Origin of the sequence: Aeribacillus sp. FSL K6-2833 (assembly GCF_037965815.1) — a bacterium.
GTDB classification, from domain to species: domain Bacteria; phylum Bacillota; class Bacilli; order Bacillales; family Aeribacillaceae; genus Aeribacillus; species Aeribacillus composti.
Map to the genome: position 1 here is coordinate 3,422,309 of NZ_CP150189.1, position 24,018 is coordinate 3,446,326.

Here is a 24,018-nt window from a genome sequence, read left to right on the forward strand (position 1 = left end):
GAATGGCTAGAAAAACATTAACGATGGAAGATGCGAAAAAAGCCGTTTACGGCGGCTGTATTCTCGGCGGGGGAGGCGGAGGCTGGATTCATGACGGTCTCCAAAAAGCCGAGTCTACTTTTTCCATTGGCCAGCCGGAATTAGTTTCAATTGATGAATTACAGGGCGGCGATTATGTAGTCAATGTTTCATTAGTAGGGGCTCCATCTTCTAAGGAAGCTTCTGTTAGTTCCGACCAGTTTGTTGAGACTGTAAACCGGATGCTAAAGGAGTTTCACCATCCTATTAAAGCGCTTATGACAAATGAAAATGGGGCAGCAACAACGATAAATGGCTGGCTGCAGGCAGCGGCAACCGGGCTGCCGGTTATTGATGCGCCAAGCAACGGACGCGCCCATCCAACAGGGGCGATGGGCTCCATGAATTTGTCTGAAGTTGACGGTTATGTTTCGATCCAGTCATTTGCCGGCGGAAAAGGGAAAAGACAAGTGGAAGGTGTCGTAAAATCATCCCTGGAATCAGCCGGTAAAATTGTCAGAAGTATTTCAGTAGAAGCGGGCGGAATGGTTGCCGTTTGCCGAAATCCGGTAACTGTTGATTATGTAAAAGAAAATGCAGCAGTAGGCGGCATTACTCAAGCAATTGAACTCGGCGAAGTCTTTTTGTCAGCACCGGAGGGACCGGAAAGAATTGAAGCCGTTGCGTCCCATTTAAAAGGGCGTGTTATTCATTCCGGAACGGTTAGTTATTGCGAGCTTGAAGAAAAAGGCGGTTTTGATGTAGGGTTTGTAAAAGTTGATGACTTGGAATTAACATTTTGGAATGAGTACATGACAGTCGAAGTCAATGGCCAGAGAAAAGGGACATTTCCTGATTTAATTATGACTTTCAATGCCGAAACAGGAATGCCGGTTGTCAGTGCTGAGGTGAAAGAGGGACTGAAAGTAGCCGTCATTTCCGTTCCAAAAGAGAATTTGAAATTAAGCTCAACCATGTATAACTACAATTTGTTAAAAACCATTGAACCTGTTATTAACAAAAAAATTGTATAAGGAGAGAGTGGGATGTCTTTAAAATATACAATGGAAGTTTTGGAATTACTAGATGATGCTTCAGTTAATGGAGAAGCGGTTGTCCGCTTATTTGAAGGAAAAAAATATGTGGAAGCAAGCTACACAACAGTAACTGGTGAAAATGGGTCAACAGATTTTGTCAAAATATTAATTAAAGGGACAAATGGGAAATCGAGCGGCGGACATGCTCCGACATTGGGTGTTGTCGGAAGACTTGGCGGTTTGGGCGCACGTCCAAATCGGATTGGATTTGTTTCCGACGGTGATGGAGCAGCCGCGGCTGTAACAATAGCTTTAAAACTTGCAATCATGTCCGAAAAAGGGGACCGGTTGCCCGGTGATGTTTATGTAACGACACATATTTGTCCGGATGCGCCTACACGGCCGCATGAACCTGTAGATTTTATGGATTCTCCTGTTGATATATTAACAATGAATCGATATGAAGTAGTCCCGGAAATGGACGCCGTTTTATCGATTGATACAACGAAAGGAAATAAAGTGATAAACCACCGTGGTATTGCGATTTCTCCAACAGTCAAATCAGGATATATTTTAAAATTCAATGATGATTTACTGCGAATTATGGAAATGACAACGGGGGATTTACCAGTCACGTTTGCTGTCACAACGCAAGATATTACGCCATACGGCAATGGCGTCTACCACTTAAATAGCATTCTTCAGCCTGCCGTTGCAACAGATGCACCGGTTGTCGGCGTCGCTATCACTGCCAAAACAGCTGTGCCGGGATGCGGTACTGGTGCTAGCCATGAAGTCGATATTGCCCAAGCTGTAAGATTTTGCATTGAAGTGGCAAAAGAATATACACAAGGCAACTTTGAATTCTATGATAAAGAAGAATATGAACGTTTAGTGAAACTCTATGGTTCCATGAAACATTTGCAAACTTTAGGGGATGAGTAATCATGGCTAAGGTTGGTGTACTAACAATCGGCCAATCCCCTCGCACAGATGCCACTCCTTCCTTTCAAAAAATTTTCGGTGCGGGTGTAGAAATCGTGGAAAGAGGCGGATTGGATCGGCTAACGGAAGAAACGATGGATGCCATCAAACCTGAGGGTTCGGACACAGTTTATATTTCCCGACTCCGCAATGGTCAATCAGTCGAGATTGGAAAAAGCAAGCTGCTTCCATTATTACAGGATGAATTGACCAAGTTGGAACAAGATGTGGAAGTAGTGATTATGTTATGTACCGGTGATTTTCCAACATTAGTGACAACAAAACCAATCATTTATCCGGATAAAATTTTAGTGCATACAGTTCAAGCCATTATGACGGGCGGCAGTAAATTAGGGTTAGTGGTTCCATTAGAAAAGCAGCGGCATTCATTAGCGAAAAAATGGGAGGGTGTCGGACTGGAATTGGTAACGGCAGCCGCTTCTCCTTATGAAGAAAGCGATATCGCCGGAGCGGCAGCATCCTTAAAAGAACAGGGTGCAGAGTTAATTGTGTTGGATTGTATGGGGTACAATGAAACCCATAAACTTGAAGCGAAAAAAGGGAGCAGTTTGCCGGTGATTCTTCCACGTACACTTGTGGCACGGATTGCCACAGAATATGTCTTTTAGTTGATCCGGATCTATCCGGATCTCTTTTTAAAGTAAGAAATTACATTTTGAACTTAAATGCTGAAGTGCTTAAGCAGGAGCGAGGTTTCCATCGCCTCCGTACGATTTGGACAACATCGGATCACAAGCCCCATCGTGCCTTTTATCTCCCCGAAAAAGCATTCGCTTTTTCTTTATGCGATGCTGTTTCACCGATGTTGTTCACAGTCCTGCGGCTCTAGGCCTGGAAGCAGATCGCTTAATGGGCGCTTTCGTTTTCCTATAGCATGGAAGGATGTAATCTGAAATGCCAGTATTGGCTTTATTTGTATTAAGCCTCCTTTGGGGATCGACATTTTATTTTACAAAATTGCTTTTACCAGATTTTCATGCGGTTTCTATTGTTTTTTATCGTTGTTTATTTGGCGGTCTAGTTTTGTTGCCATTCGTTCTATTGAAAAAGAAAAAAACAGACTTTAAAAATAAGGGTGCCTTAATTGGAATTACCTTGTTAAGCGCAGGTGTTCCATGGGTATTTATGATTTTTAGCCAAAAGGGTTTAGATACAACCATTAGTGCGGTTATCAATGCAACAGGTCCGATTTTTGGCGTTTTATTTAGTGTTTTTCTATTAAAACAGAAGGTTCATCGACAAGAACTATTAGGTGTCGCCATTGGCTTTATCGGTATAGTATTATCTTTTGTTTTTGGATTTTCTTCAAGTGGGCAATTTCAGGTAATGAGTGCCATATTTCTGTTAGTAGCAGTCAGTTTTTATACATTGTCTTCGATTTTGACAGGCAAGTTTTTGAGTTCGGTTTCTGTCTACACATTGTCCTTTGTTTCAATGGCTGTCGGCAGTATTTATTCCGGTATTTTTATGCTTTTACTGTAGATGAGCAAAATCACTAACATAAATTTACATCGAAACAAAAAAGGAGACATGAACCCGATTCCTTGGTTAGAATAGATGTGCCAACAAACCATTCACACAAGGAGGTTCATGTCTCATGAATAGATTAGCACATCATCAAGGAATCCACAAGTTTTTCACGATGTTGGGGTTGGCACTTTATTTTTCAAAACCTGTCATGAAGCATCTCGTTCATATCGTGGATGCGATGATCACGAAAGGCTTTTCTGGAACGTTGACCGATCTTCATCATTGGAGCTTTCACCCCAATCATCGAACGACACTCAGCCATTTTTTCACGAAAAGCCCTTGGGATGAAGAGACGCTGCTTCGCAAACTCCAGCAATGGATGCTTCATCGTGTCGAACGGATCGCCAAACAGAAAAATCAACCCCTTTTTGTTTCGATCGATGATACGATTTGCCAAAAAATCAAGCCTTCGTCACGGGCAACGCACGCCATTCAAGGGTGTGATTGGCACTATTCTCACACAGAGAAAAAGTCGATCTGGGGACATTCTCTTGTTTGGCTCATGGTTCATACGATGACCCAGGCTTTTCCCTTTGCGTTCCGCCTCTACGACAAGGCCGCTGGGAAAAGCAAGGGGGAACTCGCGATCGAGATGCTTTCTTCTTTGGATGTACGCCGTCCCGTTTATGTGCTGATGGATTCGTGGTATCCATCGCAAGCGCTCGTGGAAGCCTGTCTGAAAAAAGGATTTCACGTCATCGCGATGCTCAAAACGAACCGGATTCTCTATCCGAAAGGCATCGCCATCCAAGCCAAACAGTTTGCCCGCTATATCGAACCGAACGACACCCATCTCGTCACGGTGGGAGAAGAGCGTTATCGCGTGTATCGCTACGAGGGATCGCTGAAAGGTCTCGATGATGCCGTTGTGTTGTTGGCTTGGAAAGCCGATCAGCCGATGACACCCGAACATCTTCACTGCGTCTTGAGCACCGACCGGGAGCTAAGCGATGAAGAGATCTTGCGCTACTATGCCCAACGTTGGTCGATCGAATGCTTTTTTCGACAAGCGAAAGACCAGCTGAAGCTCGATGGGTACCGCGTTCGTCAACGTCGGGCGGTGAAACGGTATTGGATCTTGGTGCAACTCGCTTATGTGTACAGTATGGTCGAGTCCAACCGGGATTTCTCTACTGGGCTTGATCTTCTCCGAACGAAGAAAGGGCATAGTCTCGTCGAGTTCATTTACCATGCAGCGAAGCAAGATATTCCCATTGATGTTGTCAAAAAACAGCTCCATGTGGCATAAGGGATACCCTGTTTGTCTCTTTTGGTATGGTAATTATTGTTATGAAAATTGCTCATCTACAGGCTTTTATTTGATCTTGATAGCTATCAATATTTATTTAGTGGAAATAATTTTTTCTATTTTGTTATGTTAGGCGTATTTAATTCGGGTATCGGGAATCTGTTGTATTTTTATTTAATTAAATCCGGCGGCGCCATTTTTGCCTTATTTATTACCTATTTGATGCCAATTACCACGATTCTGTTAGGTGTTTTTTTATTGGATGAACCACTCGGTTTCGGTACGATCATCGCTTTCATTTTTGTTTTGGCAAGTATATATTTTACGCAAAATAAGGAGTGAAAAGGGTATGAGCAGTTTTCAAGAAACCGTTCATAATTTAATGAAAAATAATTTTTCAGTAGACAAAAATATATCTATCCTTGTTTTAACGGATAATAGTACAGAATCGTTAGGGAGAAAATTTGAAAAGGCTCTAAAAAATGATGGGTGGAAAACGAAAATTCATGTAATGGAAGATCGGAGTAAATCAGGGGAAGAACCTCCGCAGGAAACGGCAGAAAAAATGCTGGAATTTGATCTTGTCTTTTGTTTAACGAAACATTCATTGACCCATACTGCTGCAAGGAAAACGGCCAATCAACATGGAGTTAGTGTCATTACCATGCCGGGAATTACAGAAGATATGTTTTTGAATGGTGCGATGAGTGCAGATTATAGCATAGTTGAAAAAGAAACAAATGAAGTAGCGGAAAAATTAACAAAGGCAAAAATGGTTATTATTAAAACCGGCGACAGCTATGAATTAAAGATTCCTGTTGAAGGCAGAGACGGCATACCAAGTACAGGTGTTTTCCGCGGAAAAGCGGCATCCGGAAATCTTCCTTCAGGTGAGGCGTATATAGCTCCATTAGAAGAACAAGCGGTAGGAAAAATTGAGATTACAGGTTCGATTGCAGGTATAGGTTTAGTCGATGAACCTGTTGTATTAACGATTGAAAAGGGGAGGTTGGTAGATGCCACAGGTGAGACAGGTGCTCAATTGCTGGCGCTGCTCGGGGATGGAAACGGCCGTTTGTTAGGCGAGTTAGGCATCGGAACAAACTATGCAGCAAGAATCACAGGCGTTATTTTGGAAGATGAAAAAGCGTACAATACCGTCCACGTTGCATTCGGTTCCAATCACACCTTTGGCGGAATGGTTAAAGCAGATGTTCATATTGATTGTGTAACGAAAAATCCGACAGTGGAGTTTGTTTTTTAATGGAAGGAAGCAGTATACAATCCAGTAATATTAAACCATGAAATGTTTGCAGCATAAAAAAGCACGGCCATCAGCGGTATACAACCCAGTAATATTAAACCACCATTTCTCATCCTTTAGGATATGAAATGGTTTGAATTTTGCCTGTTGCGTTTAGTTGATTGCAGCTGGAATTTGTATAAGTTAAGCTAAAAAACTTGTTGGAGGCGATTAAGTCCTGAATTTTGTGTGAAAAGGAAGCGGTTTGATTTGCCGGGGGTCTTCGCACCCATTCATACACTCCCCCTTTCCTTTTTTAATGCGGGACATGCGGTAAAGGAATGCGCAGCAAAGGAATGCGGACTATGATGAAACTCGTCCAATCTTCTCCGGATGAGGCGCGGATCATGGCTAGTGCTTGTCTTTTCTTTCGATCGATTCCAATAAAGACGATGCCTTCATTTCCGCCTCCATTTATGTTTAAGGAAAATGAGGAGGGATTCCTCGTCTTCCTGTTTTTCAGAACAATAACCTGTGACCAAATCACCGATTGCTCCCATGGGATTCCCCATCTTCCTGTTTTCCAAAAGACAACAAGGATCTATTTCTAGGGGAAAAGGAGAGCCTGTCTTGTAAACTAGGCTCTCCTTTTTGATGCAGTGTTTGGCGGGGATGCGAAAATTGTCGAAATGTTGGTGGTTGAAAGAGAAGATAAAGTGTATTACAATAGCATTAACAGAACATATGTTCTTGAAATGTATGGTGGTAAAGTTTTAATTAAAACGGCTGCTGGTTGGGATGCACCAAGCAGTGCGTTTTTGGAAGGCGATGCGCTCCTTTTTGTTTGAAAACTCTGTCAATGATTTTGGCTTTTCTTTAGATGAACCTCAACTCCTCTCCACATTCTCCTCGAAAGGATGATCCCTGTTATGTTATGAAGGAATACCTCGATTTAAAACTGGACTTTATGTTTAAACAATTGTTCGGTCATCCGAGCCGAAAGCAGATAACAATCGCTTTTTTGAATGCGGTTTTGCATCGGACAGGCCATGACCGGATTGTTGATGTGCAGTTTGAAAACATGGAGCTGACAAAAGAGATAGAAGAGGGAAAAATGAACCGGTTGGATGTGCTCGTGTGGACCGACCGAGGCGAGCGGATCAACGTGGAAATTCAAATCATTGACCAGCACGATATGCCGGAGCGGATTTTGTATTACTGGGCGAGGCTCTTTTCCCAGTCGCTTTTCAAAGGTCAAGGGTACAGCGAACTTCCGCCCACCATTATGATTGCCATCCTCAACTACCCGCTCTTTCCGCATGAAACGGACCGTTTCCACACCATCTTTCATATCCGCGAAGACAAAGAACAATTTCTTTGGAGCACGCATCTTGAATTTCACGCCATTGATGTATCACAATTTATGGTAAAATGGAAGAAATACAGACGTGAGATCAAACGATCTTCGGAGTGGCCCTGGTTGATGATGCTGTCGGCGGTAGATGCCCGGAAACGAGAGATCGATGAGACGATTCTCAAGGAACTGGAGGTGTTGGCGATGAACGAGCAAGAAATTCGCGAAGCATTGGAAGAGTGGGAGAAGCTAAGCGTCAGTTCGGAAAATCGCTACGCATATGAAATGCGGCTGAAATGGCTGCGGGATCAATTGTCCAACCTTCTGGGCGAACGGCGTGCGGGAATGGAGGAAGGGTTGAAACAAGGGCTAAAGCAAGGATTGGAGCAAGGGATGAGACAAAAAGAGCGTGAACTTATTTGCAAAATGAGGGGAAAAGGAATGAGCGTAACAGAAATTGCGCAAATGCTGGATTTGCCGGAAGAAGAAATCCGTCACCTGTTGAAAGAGTAGTTGGGTATGGTGCCGGTCTCATCCTCACGGGATCGTATTCCCCGAATAGCCGCTGTATGTTATACCAGTCCAAAAGTTCCAAACTGAATTGTTTCATGCTGCCGGCTGGCGTGCAAATGAAACATATAAACGTCCATTCGGAAGAATCAGAGTGGAGAGGGGAAAGTAGGTGATGGGCGTAAAGCTTGTTTTACGAATATATCATCGGTGGAGAAAACGGTAAGAATTTAGAAAAAAACACGTGCCACTAACAAGTGTAGTGGTACGTGTTGTGGGTAAAGTCCAAAACACCAGTATTTTCGGGCTTTTCTTTAGTGTACTCTGTCAAACTTGAGCATAAAAAAAGACTGCCGCCTCGCGGACAGTCCATTTTTGCTGAAACGATGGCTAGTTCAGCTTGCTGCATTTCTTATTTCTTTTAATAGCTTTCCATATTTCGCTTCATATTCTTGGTAAAGCGGCACAAATCGTTCCTGCCATTTCTTTCGCTCTTTTTCCGTTAACGTATGAATATGTATATTTGGATTTTGCCTCATTTCTTCAAGCTGTCTTATATTTTGCTGTTTTGATTGCTTCATATTCCAAGCTGTCGTTTCTTCTATTGCTCCCATAATTTGTTTTTGAACGTCTTTAGGTAGCTGATTCCAAAATGTTTCATTGACCATTACGACATATCCTAAATAACCGTGATTGCTAATTGTTACATACGGATGAAATTGATAAAATCTTTTTGAATAAATATTCGAAATTGTGTTTTCTTGTCCGTCAAATGCTTCCTCTTCTAATGATTCATAAACTTGATCAAATGAGAGGGCAATCGGTTCCGCTCCTAACATGTTAAATTGTTTTTTTATGACTTTATTAGGCATGATCCGAAATCTTTGGTCTTTGAAATCATCCGGATTTTTCATAAACATTTGACTATTTACCATTTGTTTGAATCCATTTCCCCAAAAAGCCAGTCCTTTAAATCCTTTCGGTTCTAACATACTGAGCAGCTCTTCGCCAATTTTTCCTGTTAAAACCCTTTCAACATTATCATCGTTTTGAAAAATAAACGGTAAATCTAACACTTCCCATTCCGGAACCAATTCTGCCACGTTTGAATAGGAAGGAGCAATCATTTGCACTTTGCCTTTTCTTAAAGCTTCTATTTCATCTTTATCTGAATATAATGAACCGTTTGGAAACACAATCACTTTTACTCGGCCCTTCGTCTTTTCCTCGACCAAATCTGCAAACCTTTGGGCAGCCAAGCCTTTTGGCGTATCCTCCGCCACTACATGGCTGAAATAGATTTTAATTTGCTCTTTTAGCCCCTCTTGCTCATCATCGTAAACCGGTGGATCATTTTGAGATTGTATAATGATATTATAGGAAAATAACGCAAAGGCTAACCCGGCACATACTATAGCCAAATACCTCACGATTTTTTTCTTCATGATTCATCACACCATTTGTTTTTGATCATTTTAACATAAATTATACCAAGCATGCTCTTTCTCTAAAGTAAAGGAAAGCAAATCTGTGATAAAATAAAGCAAGTATGAACGTTTAGCTAAAAGAGGTTGCCTTATGAAGCGATTACCAATTATATGGAAAATAACAGGTTTAATTTTTATTATTGTCTTTTTATCGCTTTTTTTCGGAGGATTATTTATTGTAAACGAATATTTAAACCAAAAAGAAGAAGAGCTTAAACAGCAATCTATATTAGCTGCGAGGACGGTTGCGGCGCTGCCTGAAGTCAGAAACGGGCTCAATGGAAGCTTGAAAGATCGCCAGCTGATTCCTTCGATGATTGAACGTCTTCAAATCATTAACGGAACAGAATATATTGTTGTGCTCGATATGGATCGTACCCGCCTTTCCCATCCGGTCAAATCTTTAATCGGAACAAAATCGGAAGGAGAAGATGAAGGTCCTGCCTTTGCCGAACACACATATACGTCAAAAGCAAATGGAGAAATCGGCACTGTTATCCGCGCCTTTGTACCTGTCATGAATAAAGAACATAAACAAGTTGGAGTCGTCATCGCAGCCTATAAGCTTCCAAGCTTATATGAGCTGCTTGCAAATTTAAAATCGCAAATTTTTTCGATTTCTTTTCTTGTCTTACTATTAGGCGGTTTGGGGGCCTGGCTCCTGGCAAGACATATAAAAAAGCAGATGTTTCACTTGGAGCCTTTTGAAATAGCTAAAATGCTAGTTGAACGGACTGAAACATTTAATGCTATGCACGAAGGAGTCATTGCCATTGATAAAAATGAACGTATAACTATTTTTAATGACCGTGCCAAACAAATGATGGGCATTGAAGGAGATGTGATCGGAAAGCCGATTCGCGACGTTATTTCCGACACCCGACTCCCGGAAATATTAGTAATTGACCGTCCTATTTATAACAAAGAATTGCAGGTAAGGAATCTAAGCATTTTAAGCAATCGCATCCCGATCAGAGTGAATAACGAAACGGTCGGAGCTGTCGCCATTTTCCAGGATCGAACTGAAATCAAAAAGCTTGCGGAAGAATTAACCGGAGTGAAAGCTTTTGTTCACGCGCTTCGTGTTCAAAATCATGAACATATGAACAAATTGCACACGATAGCAGGTCTCATTCAGCTTGGACATAAAGAAAAAGCGTTAGAATATGTATTCAAAATAACGGAAGAGCAAGAAGAGCTGACAAACTTTTTAACTGAACATATTAAAGATGAAAGCATATCGGGCCTTTTACTCAGCAAAATCAGCCGGGGCAAAGAGCTCGGAATTAAAGTAGTCATTGACAGAAACAGCCATTTGGAGCGATTTCCAAAAAATATCGATCATAACGACCTGGTGATCATCATTGGGAATTTAATTGAAAATGCTTTTGATGCCTTTCAAGAGTCGACTGATCCTGACAAAGAAATATTCGTCAGCATCGATCAAAATAAAGAAATTTGCACGATATTAGTTGAAGATAACGGTCCTGGCATAGACGATTCTGTATTACCGAACATTTTTGAAAAGGGTTTTTCCACAAAAAACAAGCAAAATCATGGAATAGGCTTATATCTGGTCAAACAAATTGTTGACCGAGCAAACGGTCACATTCAGGTTGAGTCGCAAAAAGGTATGGGAACTACATTTATCATCACATTTGATATGTAAAAAACAAAGGGGGCAAAAAATTTGAACAAAAAAATTAGTGTATTGTTGATTGAAGATGATCCCATGGTTCAAGAGGTGAATAAACAATTTATCCAAAAAGTCGACGGCTTTACTGTGATTGGAATCGCAGGGAACGGAAAAGAAGGCATAGAGCTTGTTCGAGAATTGAAACCTGAACTAGTTATTATAGATATTTACATGCCTAATCAGGATGGATTAGAAACGCTTAAGCAAATCCGGTCAGAGGGTCATTCCGTAGATGTCATTGCGATTACCGCTGCGAGAGATATGGAAACTGTTCGCCGTGTCCTGCAAAACGGCGCTTTTGACTACATTATGAAACCGTTTAAATTTGAACGGCTCCAACAATCATTAAAAAACTATTTGCTTTATCATAGCCAGCTGAAGGAAAAAGAAAAATTAACGCAAAAAGATGTAGACACTATGTTGTTAAACAATAAATTCAAGAAAAAGCCAGAGAATCCAGAACTGCCTAAAGGGTTGAACCAAGTAACACTTGATAAGATTATCCGTTTCCTTCAAAATCAAAAAGAACCGATTTCCGCTGAAGAAGTTGCGGAAGGAATCGGTATTGCACGCGTTACTGCACGAAGATATTTAGACTACCTGGCGAAAATCAAAAAAGTCTCAATCCATGTTCAGTACGGCAGCATCGGAAGACCTGTCAATCGATATATGTTTCATTCTGATTAAGCTTGACAAGAGGCGAAAAACAAACGAAAAAATCATTGAGCTGGACCACTTTTCTCATTTTTAAATTGCTAGGACAAATAAATGCTATGTTGGCTTTATCAGGGGAACAGTCATCGCACGTTGAATACTAATGGTGTCAATTTTCTCTTACGGACATTTTCTTTTTTAATCGGGACATAGAAAGGCTTTCGAACCTACATTATGAGTTCTCAATAAACAACGATTATTCTAAAAACGAGTTCAGAATTTTTCGCCGACTTTGCCTTTCAATGCGTTGAATTTTCAACTTTTTCCCTCCTCCCTTGCTTTCCTTCAACCTATTGTCCGCTCTTTATCTGTTCCTTAGCCATTACCATTTTCAACTTTGCTTTTAAATTTTTTACCCCACTTTTTTAGTGGAATAACTGCCTTGTAATGATCCGTTACAAAATGCCCCATGCTAAACAAAGACACGTGATTTTTTTAAGTAAGCGTCGACGTTTTAAATCGGCAAAATATTTCAGCAAAATCAAAAAAACTCCAACTTCAAAACTTAATGATTTGAGAGTTGGAGCCATGTTCAATCAAATTAAATTTTTAGTTTGCTGTAGAAACAAAGGATTAGTCCAATTCTATAAAACTATTAGTTTATTTTATTTGGTCTTTTATTTATATAATAAGCTGTTGCTAAAGCAATTAATGCAATAATGATCAAACCAATATACCCTAATTTTGCACCGAATAAAAAGATGGCAGTCGTTGGAACCGCTCCGTCAACAAGCGATGATATTGAGTTCGCTCCTTCCGGGAAAGAAAAGCCTACATTTTTTGCTGCTTGTGTGAAAAGTGGTGAAATATATGTTGCCAACAATAGACCAAAACCTAATGCAATCGTGCTTGCTACAACTGTTCGAACAACGTTCCCTCGGAAAATCGGAACCATCATACTCACAATGAATGGTATTGTTGCCAAGTCGCCAAACGGCAATACTTTGTTACCAGGAACAATAATTGCCAGTAACAGTACAATAGGCACCATGATCAAAGATGAAGCGATCGCTGCTGGATGTCCTACTGCCAAAGCACTGTCCATCCCTATAAATACTTCTCGGCCAGGAAATTTTGATTTTACAAATTCACTGGCAGATTCAGAAACTGGTGCAAGGCCTTCCATTAAAATGGATACCATCCGCGGTAAAAGAAGCATAACAGCTGCAGTTGATACTCCTAAATTCAACACTTCTTTAACATTCCATCCTGCCAAAATTCCGATAATAAGACCTAATATAAGCCCTAATACTGTCGATTCACCTAAAATTCCCAATCTTTTTTGAATTGATTCAGGATCAGCTTTTAAATTTTTTAATCCAGGAATAATGTTGAATAGTTTTTCTAAAGGCCAAGCAAATAAAATATACGGCGTAGACGTTCCATGAGGAAAAGATATGTTAGGATATCCATAAAATTGCTCTACATGTTTTTGAGACATATCAGCAAGGACTAAAAGGACGATTGCATGTACAGCGGCTGTTACAATCCCCATTGTAAAGCTGTCGGTCATAATGCTGACAAGCGCGCCTGTGAATGCAATATGCCATAAATTCCACAAATCAATATTCAATGTTTTTGTCAAACCTACAATTAGTAAAATTAAATTGACAGTTAATCCGATTGGTATTGCCAATGCGCCTACAGTTGATCCAAAGGCAATGGCAGAAGTAGCCGGCCAACCAACATCAATAATGCTTAAATCAATACCCAGTCTTTCAACCATATCTTTTGCGGCAGGTCCTAAATTGTCCATGAGCAGACCGATAATTAAATTAATACCAATAAATCCAATTCCAACTGTTAAACCTGCCCGAAATGCACGCCCCGGCTTCATTTTTAATACTAGACCAAATAGAAAAATGATGATAGGCAATACGACTGTAGGTCCTAAATCAACAATTTTTTGGATGAAATCCATATACTCCCATCCCTTCATTGATTATTTTAATGCTTCTAATATATCGTTAAATACCTTTTCCTTTCCTACACCTGTTAGTAAAGGAACGGCATTAACAACCTTTGTTTTAATGCTTGGTGGAACAACGGTCGTAGATACGATGACATCATAATCATTTCCTGTTGACAGAACATCCGACACTTTTGATTGATGAAGTTGAACATCTATTTGTTTTTCTTCAAAAAATTCCTTCAGTTTATTCATCACCATTGTTGATGTTGCAACCCCAGTCCCACAAATGACAAGTACTTTTTTCATTTTTATTCCTCCTTTTAATATTAAAAAAATTGTTTATTTTTAAAATATTTGAGATTCCAAATATGCAGCGATTTCTTTCTCGCTTTTCATTTCTTTTAAAGCAAGTAGTTTTTCTTCTTTTTGAAAAAATTCCATTAAGCTTTGAAGGAGTTCTATTTGTTTTTTGCCATCGTCCATCGCAAGCATCAAAATAATTGATGCATGTACTTTATCATCAGGGCTTCCCATTGCTGAAAACTCTACAGGCTTCTTTAAAATTGCAACTCCTATGGCAGTTCGAGCAACATGATGAGCATCTGTATGCGGAATTGCAACACCAACTGAAGTTAATGGCAATCCAGTCGGAAATTGGGCTTCCCTCTCTAAAACTGCATTTTTAAAGGTATCCTTAACAAAACCATGTTTATACAAAGTATCAGAGAGTTTAGAAAGAATGTCATTTTGATCATTTGCTTCAACATTTAACAAAACACAATTTTCGTGAATAACTTTTTCAACGGAATTCATGAATCTTTCCTCCTAATTAGGTCAGAAACCCAATTGTATAAAAAAAATCAATTCTGACTATTTACATTTGTTCTTTTTTGTTACTTTTGTTTTAATTATATTTGTAATCGTTTTCTTCTGTCAATATATAAAATGAAATTCATGATTGAGATGTTTTTAAAAAAATTTTTTTATCAAATTGTTTACCAATTTTCAACAATAGCTGCAGCAGTCTGTTCATCAATAATTAAAACATTGATGAAGCCCCCGTTTAGTGCACCTTTTATACTTTCAAGTTTATGAATTCCTTCTACAACAGCAATCACTTGGTCAACCTTCTTTAATTCGTTTAACGAAACTCCAATGACTTTGTTTGTAAATGAATTAATAATGACATTCCCACTTTCATCAAAAAAGCGAAATCCTATATCACCAACTACACCAAGCTTCCGTAAATAATGCAAATCATTATCCTCTAAATAACCTAGCTTACGCAGAGTGGATGATTTATGCGGGTTGCCGATCCCAATAACCGCCATATCTATATTCCGGCCTTCTTCAAGCACTGCTTCGATATCCGGCATTGCTAATAATCTTTCCTTTAATTCTTCTGTTTCCACAATCGCTGGGGCATATAAATAAAGACAAGTGCAATTCATCTTTTTAGCCAATTCATGAGCAAGTTGGTTTGCATGAATTTCGACAAATTTTCTCCCCATCCCCCCTTCAAGTGGAATAATTTTTAAATCTTCTTTTCGAATATAAGGAAATTCTTTCACAAGTTCTGCGAGCGTAGTCCCCCATGAAATACCTAACCTTTTCACCGATTTTAAATTTTTGGAAAGATAATATGCGCCCGCACGTGCTACAGCTTGCTTAATCATATCAGGTGTTAATCCTACTGTAGGTACGACAATGGCATCCTTCAATCCGTAATGTTTCTCCAATTTTTGCTCCAGTTCAACTGTATGGGCGCTTTCATCTTTAATAAATATTTCTATAATTCCTGCTTCTTTAGCTCGTTGCAGCATTTTTGAAATAATCGGTCTTGACACTCCTATTTTTTTCGCTATTTGTTCTTGCGTCCAACCTTCCATATAATATAATGTGGCCACTTTAACAAGTTGTCTTCTTTCGTCCCACGCTAACATTTCGTCACCTCTTCTTTTTTTCTCAATATCATTTGATCCATCTGATTACTTATATAATTCTATAATAAACGTTTCATGAGATGAATAAAAAGCTTCTGTTTTCAAACAAACGAACTTACTTTTTTATAAAGGAAAAAAATAAGAGCTTATTTACAAATTTGTTTTACTAAATGTTAATTAGTATAACAATTGTAAATAAGCCCTTTTTATATCACGCTATTATTTTTTACTTTTGTCTATAATGTTTCTTGCGACGTCAAAAAACGATTCAGATATGGTTGGGTGAGGATGGATCATATTGGCCAGTTCTTCTACAGTGCCTTCCAGGGATATGAAAGAGGAAGCTTCTGAAATCATTTCTGTCACGTGTGGGCCAACCATTGTGACTCCAATTATTTCTCCATATTTTTCATCATACACTATTTTTATAAATCCTGATGTGTCGCCAGAAACAAGCGCTTTTCCATTTCCGGCAAGATCAAATCTTTCAGCCTTTACTTGCAGCCCTTTGCGCTCGGCCTCCTCTTCTGTCAAGCCAACACTAGCTACTTCTGGAAGCGTAAAAATGCACCTGGGAACAACTTTTTCATCCATTTTCCGTTCACAGCCTGCTGCGTTCGATGCGGCAACAATTCCTTCCATATATGCCGCATGCGCCAGCTGATATCCTCCTATGACATCGCCGACAGCATAAATATTCGGATAGCTCGTTTCCATTTTTTCGTTCACTTTAATAAAAGGCCCGTTTTGTTCTAGCTTTAATGCCTGAACGGCAGATAAATTAGGTTTTCTTCCAACGCTTACTAAAAGCGCCTCCCCTTCTACCGATACCGATTCGCCTTTTTCATTTAGACATTCGACAATGGTTTTGTCTCCGTTTTGTTTCACGCTTGTTACTTTCGCATCTGTTAAAATTTGGACTCCTTTTTTCTGCAGCGATTTAGCAAGCGCTTTGGAGGCGTCAGCATCTTCAGTTGGAATAATCCGTCCGGCCATTTCAATGATCGTTACATTTGTTTTTAGACTGGAAAAAATAGTCGCTAACTCCACCCCAATGACTCCGCCGCCAATTATGGTTAGGGAGCTTGGTATTTTTTCAATATCAAAAATGGTATCGCTTGTATAAAAAGACGCAGAGTCCAGTCCATCTATTGGGGGAACGGAAGGAGATGAACCGGTTGCCACAATAATTTTGTCTGTTTGAACACGTTCCTCTTTTTTATCCGAAACTACTTTTACAATATTTCCTTCTTCTACAAAGCCTTCTGCCTCATATACATCAATTTTTCCTTGCTTTAACAAAAACATAACACCGTTTCTGAGACGGGAGATGACTTCGTCTTTGCGCTTTTTCATTTTGTCTAATGAAATCGTGATGTTGTCCGTTTGAATTCCCCATTCTCTTGATAATTCAATTGCCTCAATAATTTCAGCGTTTTTCAACCATGTTTTGGAAGGGATGCAGCCTCTATTTAAACATGTGCCGCCCAAAAAATCTTTTTCGACTAGCATTACTTTTTTTCCAAACCGAGCTGCATGAAGTGCTGCCATGTAGCCTCCTGGTCCACCGCCAATTACTGCAATATCATACGATTTTGTCAAATTGAGCCCCCTCCTTATAAGATCATTTCATACGGGTTTTCAAGAATGCGTTTTACTTCAGCCAAAAATTCTGCAGCAGGTGCTCCATCTATTACACGGTGATCAAAAGACAGGCTGACTGTCATCATCGGCCGAATGACGATTTCCCCGTTGACTACTACAGGTTTTTCTTGGGTTCTACCAACACCTAAAATGGCTATTTCCGGCTGATTAATAATCGGTGTAAATACATCTATCGGATACATGCCGAGATTGCTGATCGTAAAGGTAGAGCCTTTAAGCTCGTCAGGCCGGAGTTTTTGTTCCCTTGCACGTTTGCTTAAATCTTTTGCTTCTGCACAAATAGCGGCCAATCCTTTCTGCTCAACTTGTTTAATTACCGGCACCATTAAACCGTCTTTTACCGCAACTGCCACTCCAACATTAACTTCATTTTTATAAATGATTTCATCATGCTCCAAATGAACGTTCACTTCAGGGAATCGTGATAAAGCTGTACCGACTGCTTTGATAATAATGTCTGTATAAGTTAAACGGAATCCAGTTTGTTTTTCGACAACCGGAAGAAGCGCTGTTCTCATTTCGATTGCTTTTGTCATATCAATATCGCTGGCCAATGTAACATGTGGAGCAGTAAATGCGCTTTGCACCATTCTGTCGGCAACCACTTTCCGCAATCCGGATAGTTTCTTCCGGACTTCAGGCTGCTGAGCTTTCTGACTTGATGCTTGAATGGCGTTGATAACATCCTGTTTCATCACCCTGCCTCCTGCACCTGAGCCTTGAAGCGCCTTCAAGTCTATATTCTCATGCTCTGCAATTTTTCTTGCCAGCGGCGATGCTTTCGGTTGTGCCTTTTCTGTTTCTAAATATTGCTTCACATCTTTAAGGTGTATGCGTCCTTTTGGCCCGCTTCCTACAATGTTTCGAAGATCCACTTGCGCTTCTTTTGCTAAACGTCTTGCGGCAGGTGTGGCTCGTACTTTACCATTCTCATTGCTTTTTACTTCGACAGCGTCTTCGTTTGTTTCAGACTGTTCAGTCTTTTCACCGGATTGTTCGTTTGATTCCTCTGATAAAGCCGGCGGCTCGTCAGGAACCTTTTCCCCCGGTTCGCCGATATATCCGATCACTTGATTGACCGGAATTTGGTCATCCGGTTGGAAATATTTTTTCAACAATATTCCTCTGTCATATGCCTCAACTTCAATATTGATTTTATCGGTCATTATCTCAAATAACGGTTCGCCGATATCAACGGACTCTCCTTCTTCTTTAAACCATTGAAGGAGTGTGCCGACTTCCATCGTACTGCTCAGCTTCGGCATAAAAATTTCTTTTGCCATCGGTTCTCCCCCCTTTTTATTTAAATTGAACCGTTTCTTTTACTGCTTTTATAATATCCGGTACTTGCGGGACAGCTGCTTTTTCTAGATTCGGATTATAAGGAATAGGGACAGGCAGCCCGCCAAGACGTTTGATTGGGGCATCGAGATAATCGAAGGCCTCGCTCTCTGCAATGACACTAGCGATTTCACCGCCATATCCTCCGCGTTTTACAGCTTCATGGACGACTACAACTCTACCTGTCTTTTTCACAGATTCGACGATCGTTTCTTCATCCAGCGGGACAAGCGTTCTTGGATCGACAATTTCGACGTCAATTCCTTCTTTTTCAAGCTCTTTTGCCGCTTCTAATGCTTTATGCACCATAATCGCTGTTGCAACAATCGTCACATCTTTACCTTCCCGTTTAATATCCGCTTTTCCTAATGGAATCGAGTATTGTTCTTCTGGAACGTGGCTTTTTGTTTTGTAAAGGAGTTTGTGTTCGTAGAAAATAACTGGATTATCATCGTCAATCGCTGCTTTTAATAATCCTTTTGCATCGTAAGCTGTTGACGGCTGTACGACTTTCAGCCCCGGAATGTGCGCCATCCAAGCTTCTAAACTTTGAGAATGCTGGGCAGCTGCGCCTGTACCTGATCCGGCAGGAGTTCTTACAACCATTGGAACTTTCCCCTTACCTCCGAACATGTATCGGAGCTTTGCAGCTTGGTTCACAAGCTGATCCATAGCGATTGTGATGAAATCTGAAAATTGAAGCTCCAAAATCGGCCGCATGCCTGTCAGCGCTGATCCGACAGCCGCACCTGCAATGGCCGCTTCAGAAATTGGCGTATTTCTCACGCGTTCCGGACCAAATTCCTCGATCATCCCCCGCGTGACACCAAATGCACCGCCGTAAACCCCGATATCCTCGCCTAATATATAAACATCTTCATTTTTTCTCATTTCTTGACTCATTGCTTCTCGAACTGCTTCTAAATAAGTGATCTCTCTCATCGCTTTTCCCCTCCCTAAATTTACGCATAAACGTCTTCAAGCAATGTATCAACAGACGGTTCTGGACTGTTTTCCGCAAATTTAACAGCGTCTTCAATTTCCTGGAATGCTTCTTCTCTCAGCTGTTCAGCCTTTTCTTCTGTTAATACTCCTTTGTCAATCAAGTACTCTTTAAACCGTTTGATCGGATCTTTTTTTCTCCACTCTTGCTCTTCTTCACGAGTGCGGTATTTTTTTGCATCGCTTTTTGAGTGGCCTTTCCATCGATATGTTTTTGCTTCAATCAGCACAGGGCCCTTCCCTGATCTGGCATGTTCAACAGCTTCATAAACTGTATTCATCACTTCAAGCATGTCGTTTCCATCGATTACTTTGCCTGGAATACCGTAAGCCTGTGCACGATCTGCTATATTTTCAATATTGAACATCTCTTTTACAGACCCGCTCATTCCGTATTGATTGTTCTCGCAAATGAACACAACTGGAAGATCCCAAATGGAAGCAAGGTTTAATGATTCATGGAAGCTTCCTTCATTTGCTGCACCATCTCCGAAGAAGCACAATACAACATACCCCTCATTTTTCATCTTTGAAGTTAATGCCGCACCGACTGCCAAAGGAATGCCTCCGCCAACAATTCCGTTTGCCCCTAGGTTTCCTTTCTCTACATCTGCAATGTGCATGGAACCGCCTTTCCCTTTACAGTATCCGGTCACTTTGCCAAACAGTTCGGCCATCATTCTATCGACTGTTGCACCTTTAGCAATGCAATGGCCGTGACCTCTGTGTGTGCTGGTAATTTTATCTTTCTCTTGCAAAACGGCAATTGATCCTGCTGCTGTTGCTTCTTGTCCTACACAAAGGTGAGTCGTTCCATGAATCATCCCTTTTGCAAAAAATTGGTCGACTTTTTCATCAAAATATCGAATCAGCCACATTTGTTTATACAATTCAACTAATCTTTCATCCGTTATAAATGCTGGAAGTGCATGATTACTCATTTCTTCCACCTCTCCTTTACATTTGTTCTTTATAGTTACTTTTGTAATAAATATAGAGTTTTTTCCGAAAATAGTCAAGGAATATCTATATAAGCTTATTTATTGGAGTCTTTCAAAATAGTGGAAGTACTCAAGCTTCTTTCTTTTGTTTGGTAAACTAAAGATAATCGAGGGGCTGCAACCATGTTTTATGCAAAAAAAATGGCTGCCAATTTGTAGTTATGGCAGCTCAGCTCTTTTAGACAAAATAGAAAACATACGAAATCAAGCAGAGAAAAACGGTTTATTGTTTTTTACTTGATTTATTTTGGGACTTATCAAACACCATCTTACACATATGATTAATTTTTTTAGGTCAAAGCATTTCCGCTGTTTTTTCATCTGTAATTAACACATTTATTAACTTCCCTTTTAAAACGGCTTTGATCGCATCGACTTTTTCCAGTCCTGCTGCCACTCCAATCACAAACGGAATTTCTTTTAATTTTTCAATATTAAAAGAAATGATTTTATCATTCCAAATATTTGAAGGGGCGCTTCCGTTTTCATCGATAAACTTATAGCAAATATCGCCAACAGCATCGAGTTCATTAAAATATTGTCTATATTTTTTTCCCAGCTCTGATCTCGTAATGGTTGAGTGTTTAGGTGAACCGCCGATTCCTACAAGGATGATATCCGCTTTTTCGGCAAGGTTAAAAATGCTTTGTATAGATGTTTGGGTCATAAACAATTCCTTATCTTTTTTGCTGTCAGCCATCACAGGGGCATGGAGAAGCTTATAATTTGCCTTCAATTTTTCAGCAAACATCGAAACAAGAACATTGGCATGTATATCTACCCGTTCATCCCCCATTCCTCCTACAATCGGAACAAAGGTCGTGGAGGAATAATTAAGGTTAGCTGGCATCTGCTTCGCAACAGAAAGCAATGTCGTGCCAGAAGAAACCCCGACAATTTGTCCGTCTTTCAATATCCTTAATAAATATTTGCTCGCATATTCCCCGATATTTTCCAAATCCGGTCCGTTTCCTAGATTCGGAACGCAAATGACTTCCCGAAGTCCATATTTTTTTTCAATTCTTGCTTCTATATTCATGAGAGGATGATGGGAGCCGTCATGAATTTTAATTTCAACAATTCCCAATTCTCTTGCTTTTGATAAATATTTTGAGATCAGCGACCGGCTTACACCGAACACTTTTGCGATTTCTGATTGTGTAGCTCCTTCCGCATAATACATATGAGAAATTTTCACAAGCAGCCTTCTATCTTCCAATAATTCCCCACTTCTTTCTATAAAATCTAGGTTCGTATTAAATTATAATGGTAACAGAAAGAAAATTGTTATTTTTCAAAGCGAATTTCTTTTCCAACTTCGATATGTGGGAATGTAAAAGGCTCGACAAAAACAGCTCCTGGAAGCACATGTTCATTTGGTTTGGAAAAATAGATCGAAATATGGCCTAATTCCTTTAAATTTTTGTTTGCTGCCGAGCCGACTGCTGTGATGAAATATTCTTGATCGCCCCATATAATTTTTCCGCCCTCAACAAGCGGCTCATCCGACACATCGCCTTCAAATTCATGAATAACAGATACTTCTCTAAGCTCTTGAGGAGCATTAGGCCCAAAGAGAATTAAAACTTTTTCTTCTTCAAATGATGGGACTAGAGTACCGATTTCACGAATAATCGTTTTCGACATCTTATGATCCTCCTTGAAATCCTATTCATTATTGATACATGCCGATGCTTGCGGCATATGCGATTAAAACTGCAAGAACTCCTGTGATTAAACGGCTGTACAATACAGCTGGCACACCGTATTGAATCGTTTCTGGCTTCGCTTCTCCAAGAGACAAACCGACAGGGACAAAATCCGCACCCACTTGGCCATTAATGGCAAATAGAGCCGGCAAAGCAAATTGAGGCGGAATGTTGCCCGCTGCAATTTGGCTTCCAATTAATACCCCAATGACTTGCGCAATAACAGCTCCAGGACCTAACACCGGTGACAGAATCGGGATTGTACATACGATAACGATGACGATCAATCCCCATAAAGAACTGGCAAGAGGAGAAAGAGTATTAGCGATCAAATCACCGATTCCCGTATAATTAATTATACCTATTAACATACTAACAAAAGCCATAAATGGAATAATATTTTTAATCAGCATATCAACAGAATCGCGTCCCGCCTGATAAAAAGTACCAGTTACTTTTCCTATTCCTCTTGAAAACTTCATTAATATATTTTCATTGTTTTCACGGTGTTCCTTTTTTACTTGTTCGTATTGAGCTTTAAATGCTTCCTTATCATTCACATTGAATTTTGGACTGTCTTCTTTCTGCTCCGTTTCCGAAGCATCCGTCTGAATGTTTTGTTCTTCTGCTTCGTCCGCAAGATAAATATCCTTCACAGTAACACCCGATACAAAAATATCTTCAGTAATGTGTTTCGCCAATGGACCAGAAGGTGAAGAAGGAAGAATATCAACGGTCGGGATTCTTTTCATTGGATACAAACCAATTCTGGCTGTTCCGCCGCAGTCAATCACGACACACATCATTTCATCTTCCGGAACTGAATTTTTAAAACCATCTACAGCTTCAGTGCCTGTTAATTCTGCTATTCTCGCTGCTACAGGATGGATGCCGCCGCCTGTAATGGATACAACTTTTTGTTTCTTTCCTTTCGGTTCAATGCGCAAGCCTTTTCCCCAGCCGCCAGAACCTTTTGCAACAAAAACAGCTCGTTTTGACATATGTTCTCCTCCTCTTTAAAATTTGAACTCGCTTTCATCTTTGTCCAAAATTTAAGATTTCGCTTCCATTCTGCGCGCCAAAAATTTTGTTATATATTCCGTAATAATTCCCCGCATTAAAATAACTACGATCCCTACGAGAAAATAACGAACAGCAAGCTCTGACATAGAATAGCCCGCTTCTTTTATTCCGTTGGCAATTCCTAAATAGACAAATAATTCTCCTGCGTTTGCATACGGAAACAACGCCGTCACCGGATGAACAAACGATACAGCTGAATCATAAAACGCCGGCTTTTGTTTTTCTGGCAAAAAGCGTCCGAACGTATAACACATCGGGTTTGTTAACAGCAATACTGATAATATCGGCATGACAGTATATCGTAACAGCATATACTTCGAAGCAAATTGTATCGCTCTATTGACCCGCTCTTCACCAATAAATTTAATAACTGCATAAGTAAATGTAAGCAAAACAACCAAAGTCGGGATAATGCCTGTAAACATACCCATAAACGTTTCTCCGCCAGCCTGGAACATTCCGATAAAATGTTCACCAATCCATTTCAACCATTCCATCTTTCACTTCTCCTTTCAGCAC

The 24,018-nt window shown here is 40.2% G+C and carries 24 protein-coding genes; 10 read left to right on the forward strand and 14 right to left on the reverse strand.

Features of this window, described 5'->3' with window-relative positions; all coding sequences use genetic code 11:
• The first annotated feature begins 2 nt into the window (after window positions 1-2).
• From NSQ94_RS16505 to NSQ94_RS16530, 6 genes are all read left to right on the forward strand, one after another.
• A complete protein-coding gene (locus NSQ94_RS16505; protein WP_339194184.1) occupies window positions 3-1,052 on the forward strand; it encodes a DUF917 family protein in 1,050 nt (349 codons plus the stop codon).
• A gap of 12 nt (window positions 1,053-1,064) precedes the next feature.
• Window positions 1,065-2,000, forward strand: coding sequence for a DUF1177 domain-containing protein (locus tag NSQ94_RS16510; protein WP_339194183.1), 936 nt, complete (start codon window positions 1,065-1,067; stop codon window positions 1,998-2,000).
• 2 nt (window positions 2,001-2,002) lie between these two features.
• A complete protein-coding gene (locus NSQ94_RS16515) occupies window positions 2,003-2,668 on the forward strand; it encodes an AroM family protein (RefSeq protein WP_339194182.1) in 666 nt (221 codons plus the stop codon).
• Window positions 2,669-2,954: 286 nt separating this feature from the next.
• A complete protein-coding gene (locus NSQ94_RS16520) occupies window positions 2,955-3,542 on the forward strand; it encodes a DMT family transporter (RefSeq protein ID WP_339194181.1) in 588 nt (195 codons plus the stop codon).
• Between the two features lie 115 nt (window positions 3,543-3,657).
• Window positions 3,658-4,839: an IS701 family transposase gene (locus NSQ94_RS16525; RefSeq protein ID WP_311066339.1), complete on the forward strand. Its 1,182-nt coding sequence runs from the start codon at window positions 3,658-3,660 to the stop codon at window positions 4,837-4,839.
• A gap of 349 nt (window positions 4,840-5,188) precedes the next feature.
• Window positions 5,189-6,103 carry an aminopeptidase gene (locus tag NSQ94_RS16530; RefSeq protein ID WP_339194180.1) on the forward strand — a complete coding sequence of 305 codons (915 nt, stop codon included), beginning with the start codon at window positions 5,189-5,191 and terminating at the stop codon, window positions 6,101-6,103.
• 295 nt (window positions 6,104-6,398) lie between these two features.
• Here the strand turns inward: NSQ94_RS16530 and NSQ94_RS16535 are convergent, their stop codons facing one another.
• A complete protein-coding gene (locus tag NSQ94_RS16535) occupies window positions 6,399-6,629 on the reverse strand; it encodes a hypothetical protein (protein ID WP_339194178.1) in 231 nt (76 codons plus the stop codon).
• 142 nt (window positions 6,630-6,771) lie between these two features.
• Here NSQ94_RS16535 and NSQ94_RS16540 point away from each other — a divergent pair, with 142 nt between their 5' ends.
• Both NSQ94_RS16540 and NSQ94_RS16545 read left to right on the forward strand, forming a co-directional pair.
• Entirely contained in the window at window positions 6,772-6,930 is a 159-nt protein-coding gene (locus NSQ94_RS16540) for a hypothetical protein (protein ID WP_339194177.1), read from the forward strand.
• Window positions 6,931-7,016: 86 nt separating this feature from the next.
• A complete protein-coding gene (locus NSQ94_RS16545; RefSeq protein ID WP_339194175.1) occupies window positions 7,017-7,949 on the forward strand; it encodes an Rpn family recombination-promoting nuclease/putative transposase in 933 nt (310 codons plus the stop codon).
• Window positions 7,950-8,341: 392 nt separating this feature from the next.
• On the opposite strand, the gene NSQ94_RS16550 is transcribed toward NSQ94_RS16545, so the two are convergent.
• Complete coding sequence (locus NSQ94_RS16550; protein WP_339194173.1) at window positions 8,342-9,391, reverse strand: DctP family TRAP transporter solute-binding subunit; 1,050 nt, start codon at window positions 9,389-9,391, stop codon at window positions 8,342-8,344.
• Window positions 9,392-9,524: 133 nt separating this feature from the next.
• Between NSQ94_RS16550 and NSQ94_RS16555 the strand changes: the two genes are divergently transcribed.
• Window positions 9,525-11,102 (forward strand): sensor histidine kinase, encoded by a 1,578-nt coding sequence (locus tag NSQ94_RS16555; RefSeq protein ID WP_063386326.1) that lies wholly within the window; start codon window positions 9,525-9,527, stop codon window positions 11,100-11,102.
• A 21-nt stretch (window positions 11,103-11,123) separates the two neighbouring features.
• Window positions 11,124-11,816, forward strand: coding sequence for a response regulator (locus NSQ94_RS16560; protein ID WP_268753441.1), 693 nt, complete (start codon window positions 11,124-11,126; stop codon window positions 11,814-11,816).
• A gap of 622 nt (window positions 11,817-12,438) precedes the next feature.
• Here NSQ94_RS16560 and NSQ94_RS16565 read toward each other — a convergent pair.
• The 12 genes from NSQ94_RS16565 to NSQ94_RS16620 form a co-directional block, all read right to left on the reverse strand.
• Entirely contained in the window at window positions 12,439-13,764 is a 1,326-nt protein-coding gene (locus tag NSQ94_RS16565) for a PTS transporter subunit IIC (RefSeq protein ID WP_063386327.1), read from the reverse strand.
• A gap of 21 nt (window positions 13,765-13,785) precedes the next feature.
• The gene (locus tag NSQ94_RS16570) at window positions 13,786-14,061 is read right to left on the reverse strand and encodes a PTS sugar transporter subunit IIB (RefSeq protein ID WP_339194170.1); all 276 of its coding nucleotides are present in this window, start codon (window positions 14,059-14,061) and stop codon (window positions 13,786-13,788) included.
• 39 nt (window positions 14,062-14,100) lie between these two features.
• The gene (locus NSQ94_RS16575; RefSeq protein ID WP_339194168.1) at window positions 14,101-14,568 is read right to left on the reverse strand and encodes a PTS sugar transporter subunit IIA; all 468 of its coding nucleotides are present in this window, start codon (window positions 14,566-14,568) and stop codon (window positions 14,101-14,103) included.
• Between the two features lie 182 nt (window positions 14,569-14,750).
• Window positions 14,751-15,698 (reverse strand): sugar-binding transcriptional regulator, encoded by a 948-nt coding sequence (locus NSQ94_RS16580; RefSeq protein ID WP_339194166.1) that lies wholly within the window; start codon window positions 15,696-15,698, stop codon window positions 14,751-14,753.
• Between the two features lie 219 nt (window positions 15,699-15,917).
• The gene (gene lpdA / locus NSQ94_RS16585; protein ID WP_130157755.1) at window positions 15,918-17,300 is read right to left on the reverse strand and encodes a dihydrolipoyl dehydrogenase; all 1,383 of its coding nucleotides are present in this window, start codon (window positions 17,298-17,300) and stop codon (window positions 15,918-15,920) included.
• A gap of 14 nt (window positions 17,301-17,314) precedes the next feature.
• Window positions 17,315-18,646, reverse strand: a complete 1,332-nt coding sequence (locus NSQ94_RS16590; protein WP_327848377.1) for a dihydrolipoamide acetyltransferase family protein — start codon at window positions 18,644-18,646, stop codon at window positions 17,315-17,317.
• Window positions 18,647-18,662: 16 nt separating this feature from the next.
• Window positions 18,663-19,646, reverse strand: a complete 984-nt coding sequence (locus NSQ94_RS16595; RefSeq protein WP_063386333.1) for an alpha-ketoacid dehydrogenase subunit beta — start codon at window positions 19,644-19,646, stop codon at window positions 18,663-18,665.
• 20 nt (window positions 19,647-19,666) lie between these two features.
• Complete coding sequence (gene pdhA / locus NSQ94_RS16600; RefSeq protein WP_066246927.1) at window positions 19,667-20,647, reverse strand: pyruvate dehydrogenase (acetyl-transferring) E1 component subunit alpha; 981 nt, start codon at window positions 20,645-20,647, stop codon at window positions 19,667-19,669.
• Between the two features lie 355 nt (window positions 20,648-21,002).
• Window positions 21,003-21,905, reverse strand: a complete 903-nt coding sequence (locus NSQ94_RS16605; protein WP_339194163.1) for a sugar-binding transcriptional regulator — start codon at window positions 21,903-21,905, stop codon at window positions 21,003-21,005.
• Between the two features lie 89 nt (window positions 21,906-21,994).
• Window positions 21,995-22,354, reverse strand: a complete 360-nt coding sequence (locus NSQ94_RS16610; RefSeq protein ID WP_063386335.1) for a PTS glucitol/sorbitol transporter subunit IIA — start codon at window positions 22,352-22,354, stop codon at window positions 21,995-21,997.
• Window positions 22,355-22,382: 28 nt separating this feature from the next.
• Entirely contained in the window at window positions 22,383-23,417 is a 1,035-nt protein-coding gene (locus NSQ94_RS16615; protein ID WP_327863272.1) for a PTS glucitol/sorbitol transporter subunit IIB, read from the reverse strand.
• A 51-nt stretch (window positions 23,418-23,468) separates the two neighbouring features.
• Complete coding sequence (locus NSQ94_RS16620; protein WP_130158525.1) at window positions 23,469-23,996, reverse strand: PTS glucitol/sorbitol transporter subunit IIC; 528 nt, start codon at window positions 23,994-23,996, stop codon at window positions 23,469-23,471.
• Between the last annotated feature and the right edge of the window lie 22 nt (window positions 23,997-24,018).

Bases quoted from the DNA above. Each gene is read 5' to 3' on its own strand.
- NSQ94_RS16510 (WP_339194183.1), top strand. From the start codon at position 1,065: ATGTCTTTAAAATATACAATGGAAGTTTTGGAATTACTAGATGATGCT.
- NSQ94_RS16620 (WP_130158525.1), bottom strand. From the start codon at position 23,996: ATGGAATGGTTGAAATGGATTGGTGAACATTTTATCGGAATGTTCCAG.
- NSQ94_RS16555 (WP_063386326.1), top strand. From the start codon at position 9,525: ATGAAGCGATTACCAATTATATGGAAAATAACAGGTTTAATTTTTATT.
- NSQ94_RS16565 (WP_063386327.1), bottom strand. From the start codon at position 13,764: ATGGATTTCATCCAAAAAATTGTTGATTTAGGACCTACAGTCGTATTG.
- NSQ94_RS16615 (WP_327863272.1), bottom strand. From the start codon at position 23,417: ATGTCAAAACGAGCTGTTTTTGTTGCAAAAGGTTCTGGCGGCTGGGGA.
- NSQ94_RS16575 (WP_339194168.1), bottom strand. From the start codon at position 14,568: ATGAATTCCGTTGAAAAAGTTATTCACGAAAATTGTGTTTTGTTAAAT.
- NSQ94_RS16505 (WP_339194184.1), top strand. From the start codon at position 3: ATGGCTAGAAAAACATTAACGATGGAAGATGCGAAAAAAGCCGTTTAC.
- pdhA (WP_066246927.1), bottom strand. From the start codon at position 20,647: ATGAGTAATCATGCACTTCCAGCATTTATAACGGATGAAAGATTAGTT.
- NSQ94_RS16610 (WP_063386335.1), bottom strand. From the start codon at position 22,354: ATGTCGAAAACGATTATTCGTGAAATCGGTACTCTAGTCCCATCATTT.
- NSQ94_RS16595 (WP_063386333.1), bottom strand. From the start codon at position 19,646: ATGAGAGAGATCACTTATTTAGAAGCAGTTCGAGAAGCAATGAGTCAA.
- NSQ94_RS16580 (WP_339194166.1), bottom strand. From the start codon at position 15,698: ATGTTAGCGTGGGACGAAAGAAGACAACTTGTTAAAGTGGCCACATTA.
- NSQ94_RS16590 (WP_327848377.1), bottom strand. From the start codon at position 18,646: ATGGCAAAAGAAATTTTTATGCCGAAGCTGAGCAGTACGATGGAAGTC.
- NSQ94_RS16525 (WP_311066339.1), top strand. From the start codon at position 3,658: ATGAATAGATTAGCACATCATCAAGGAATCCACAAGTTTTTCACGATG.
- NSQ94_RS16570 (WP_339194170.1), bottom strand. From the start codon at position 14,061: ATGAAAAAAGTACTTGTCATTTGTGGGACTGGGGTTGCAACATCAACA.
- NSQ94_RS16515 (WP_339194182.1), top strand. From the start codon at position 2,003: ATGGCTAAGGTTGGTGTACTAACAATCGGCCAATCCCCTCGCACAGAT.
- NSQ94_RS16545 (WP_339194175.1), top strand. From the start codon at position 7,017: ATGAAGGAATACCTCGATTTAAAACTGGACTTTATGTTTAAACAATTG.
- NSQ94_RS16550 (WP_339194173.1), bottom strand. From the start codon at position 9,391: ATGAAGAAAAAAATCGTGAGGTATTTGGCTATAGTATGTGCCGGGTTA.
- NSQ94_RS16520 (WP_339194181.1), top strand. From the start codon at position 2,955: ATGCCAGTATTGGCTTTATTTGTATTAAGCCTCCTTTGGGGATCGACA.
- NSQ94_RS16530 (WP_339194180.1), top strand. From the start codon at position 5,189: ATGAGCAGTTTTCAAGAAACCGTTCATAATTTAATGAAAAATAATTTT.
- NSQ94_RS16540 (WP_339194177.1), top strand. From the start codon at position 6,772: ATGTTGGTGGTTGAAAGAGAAGATAAAGTGTATTACAATAGCATTAAC.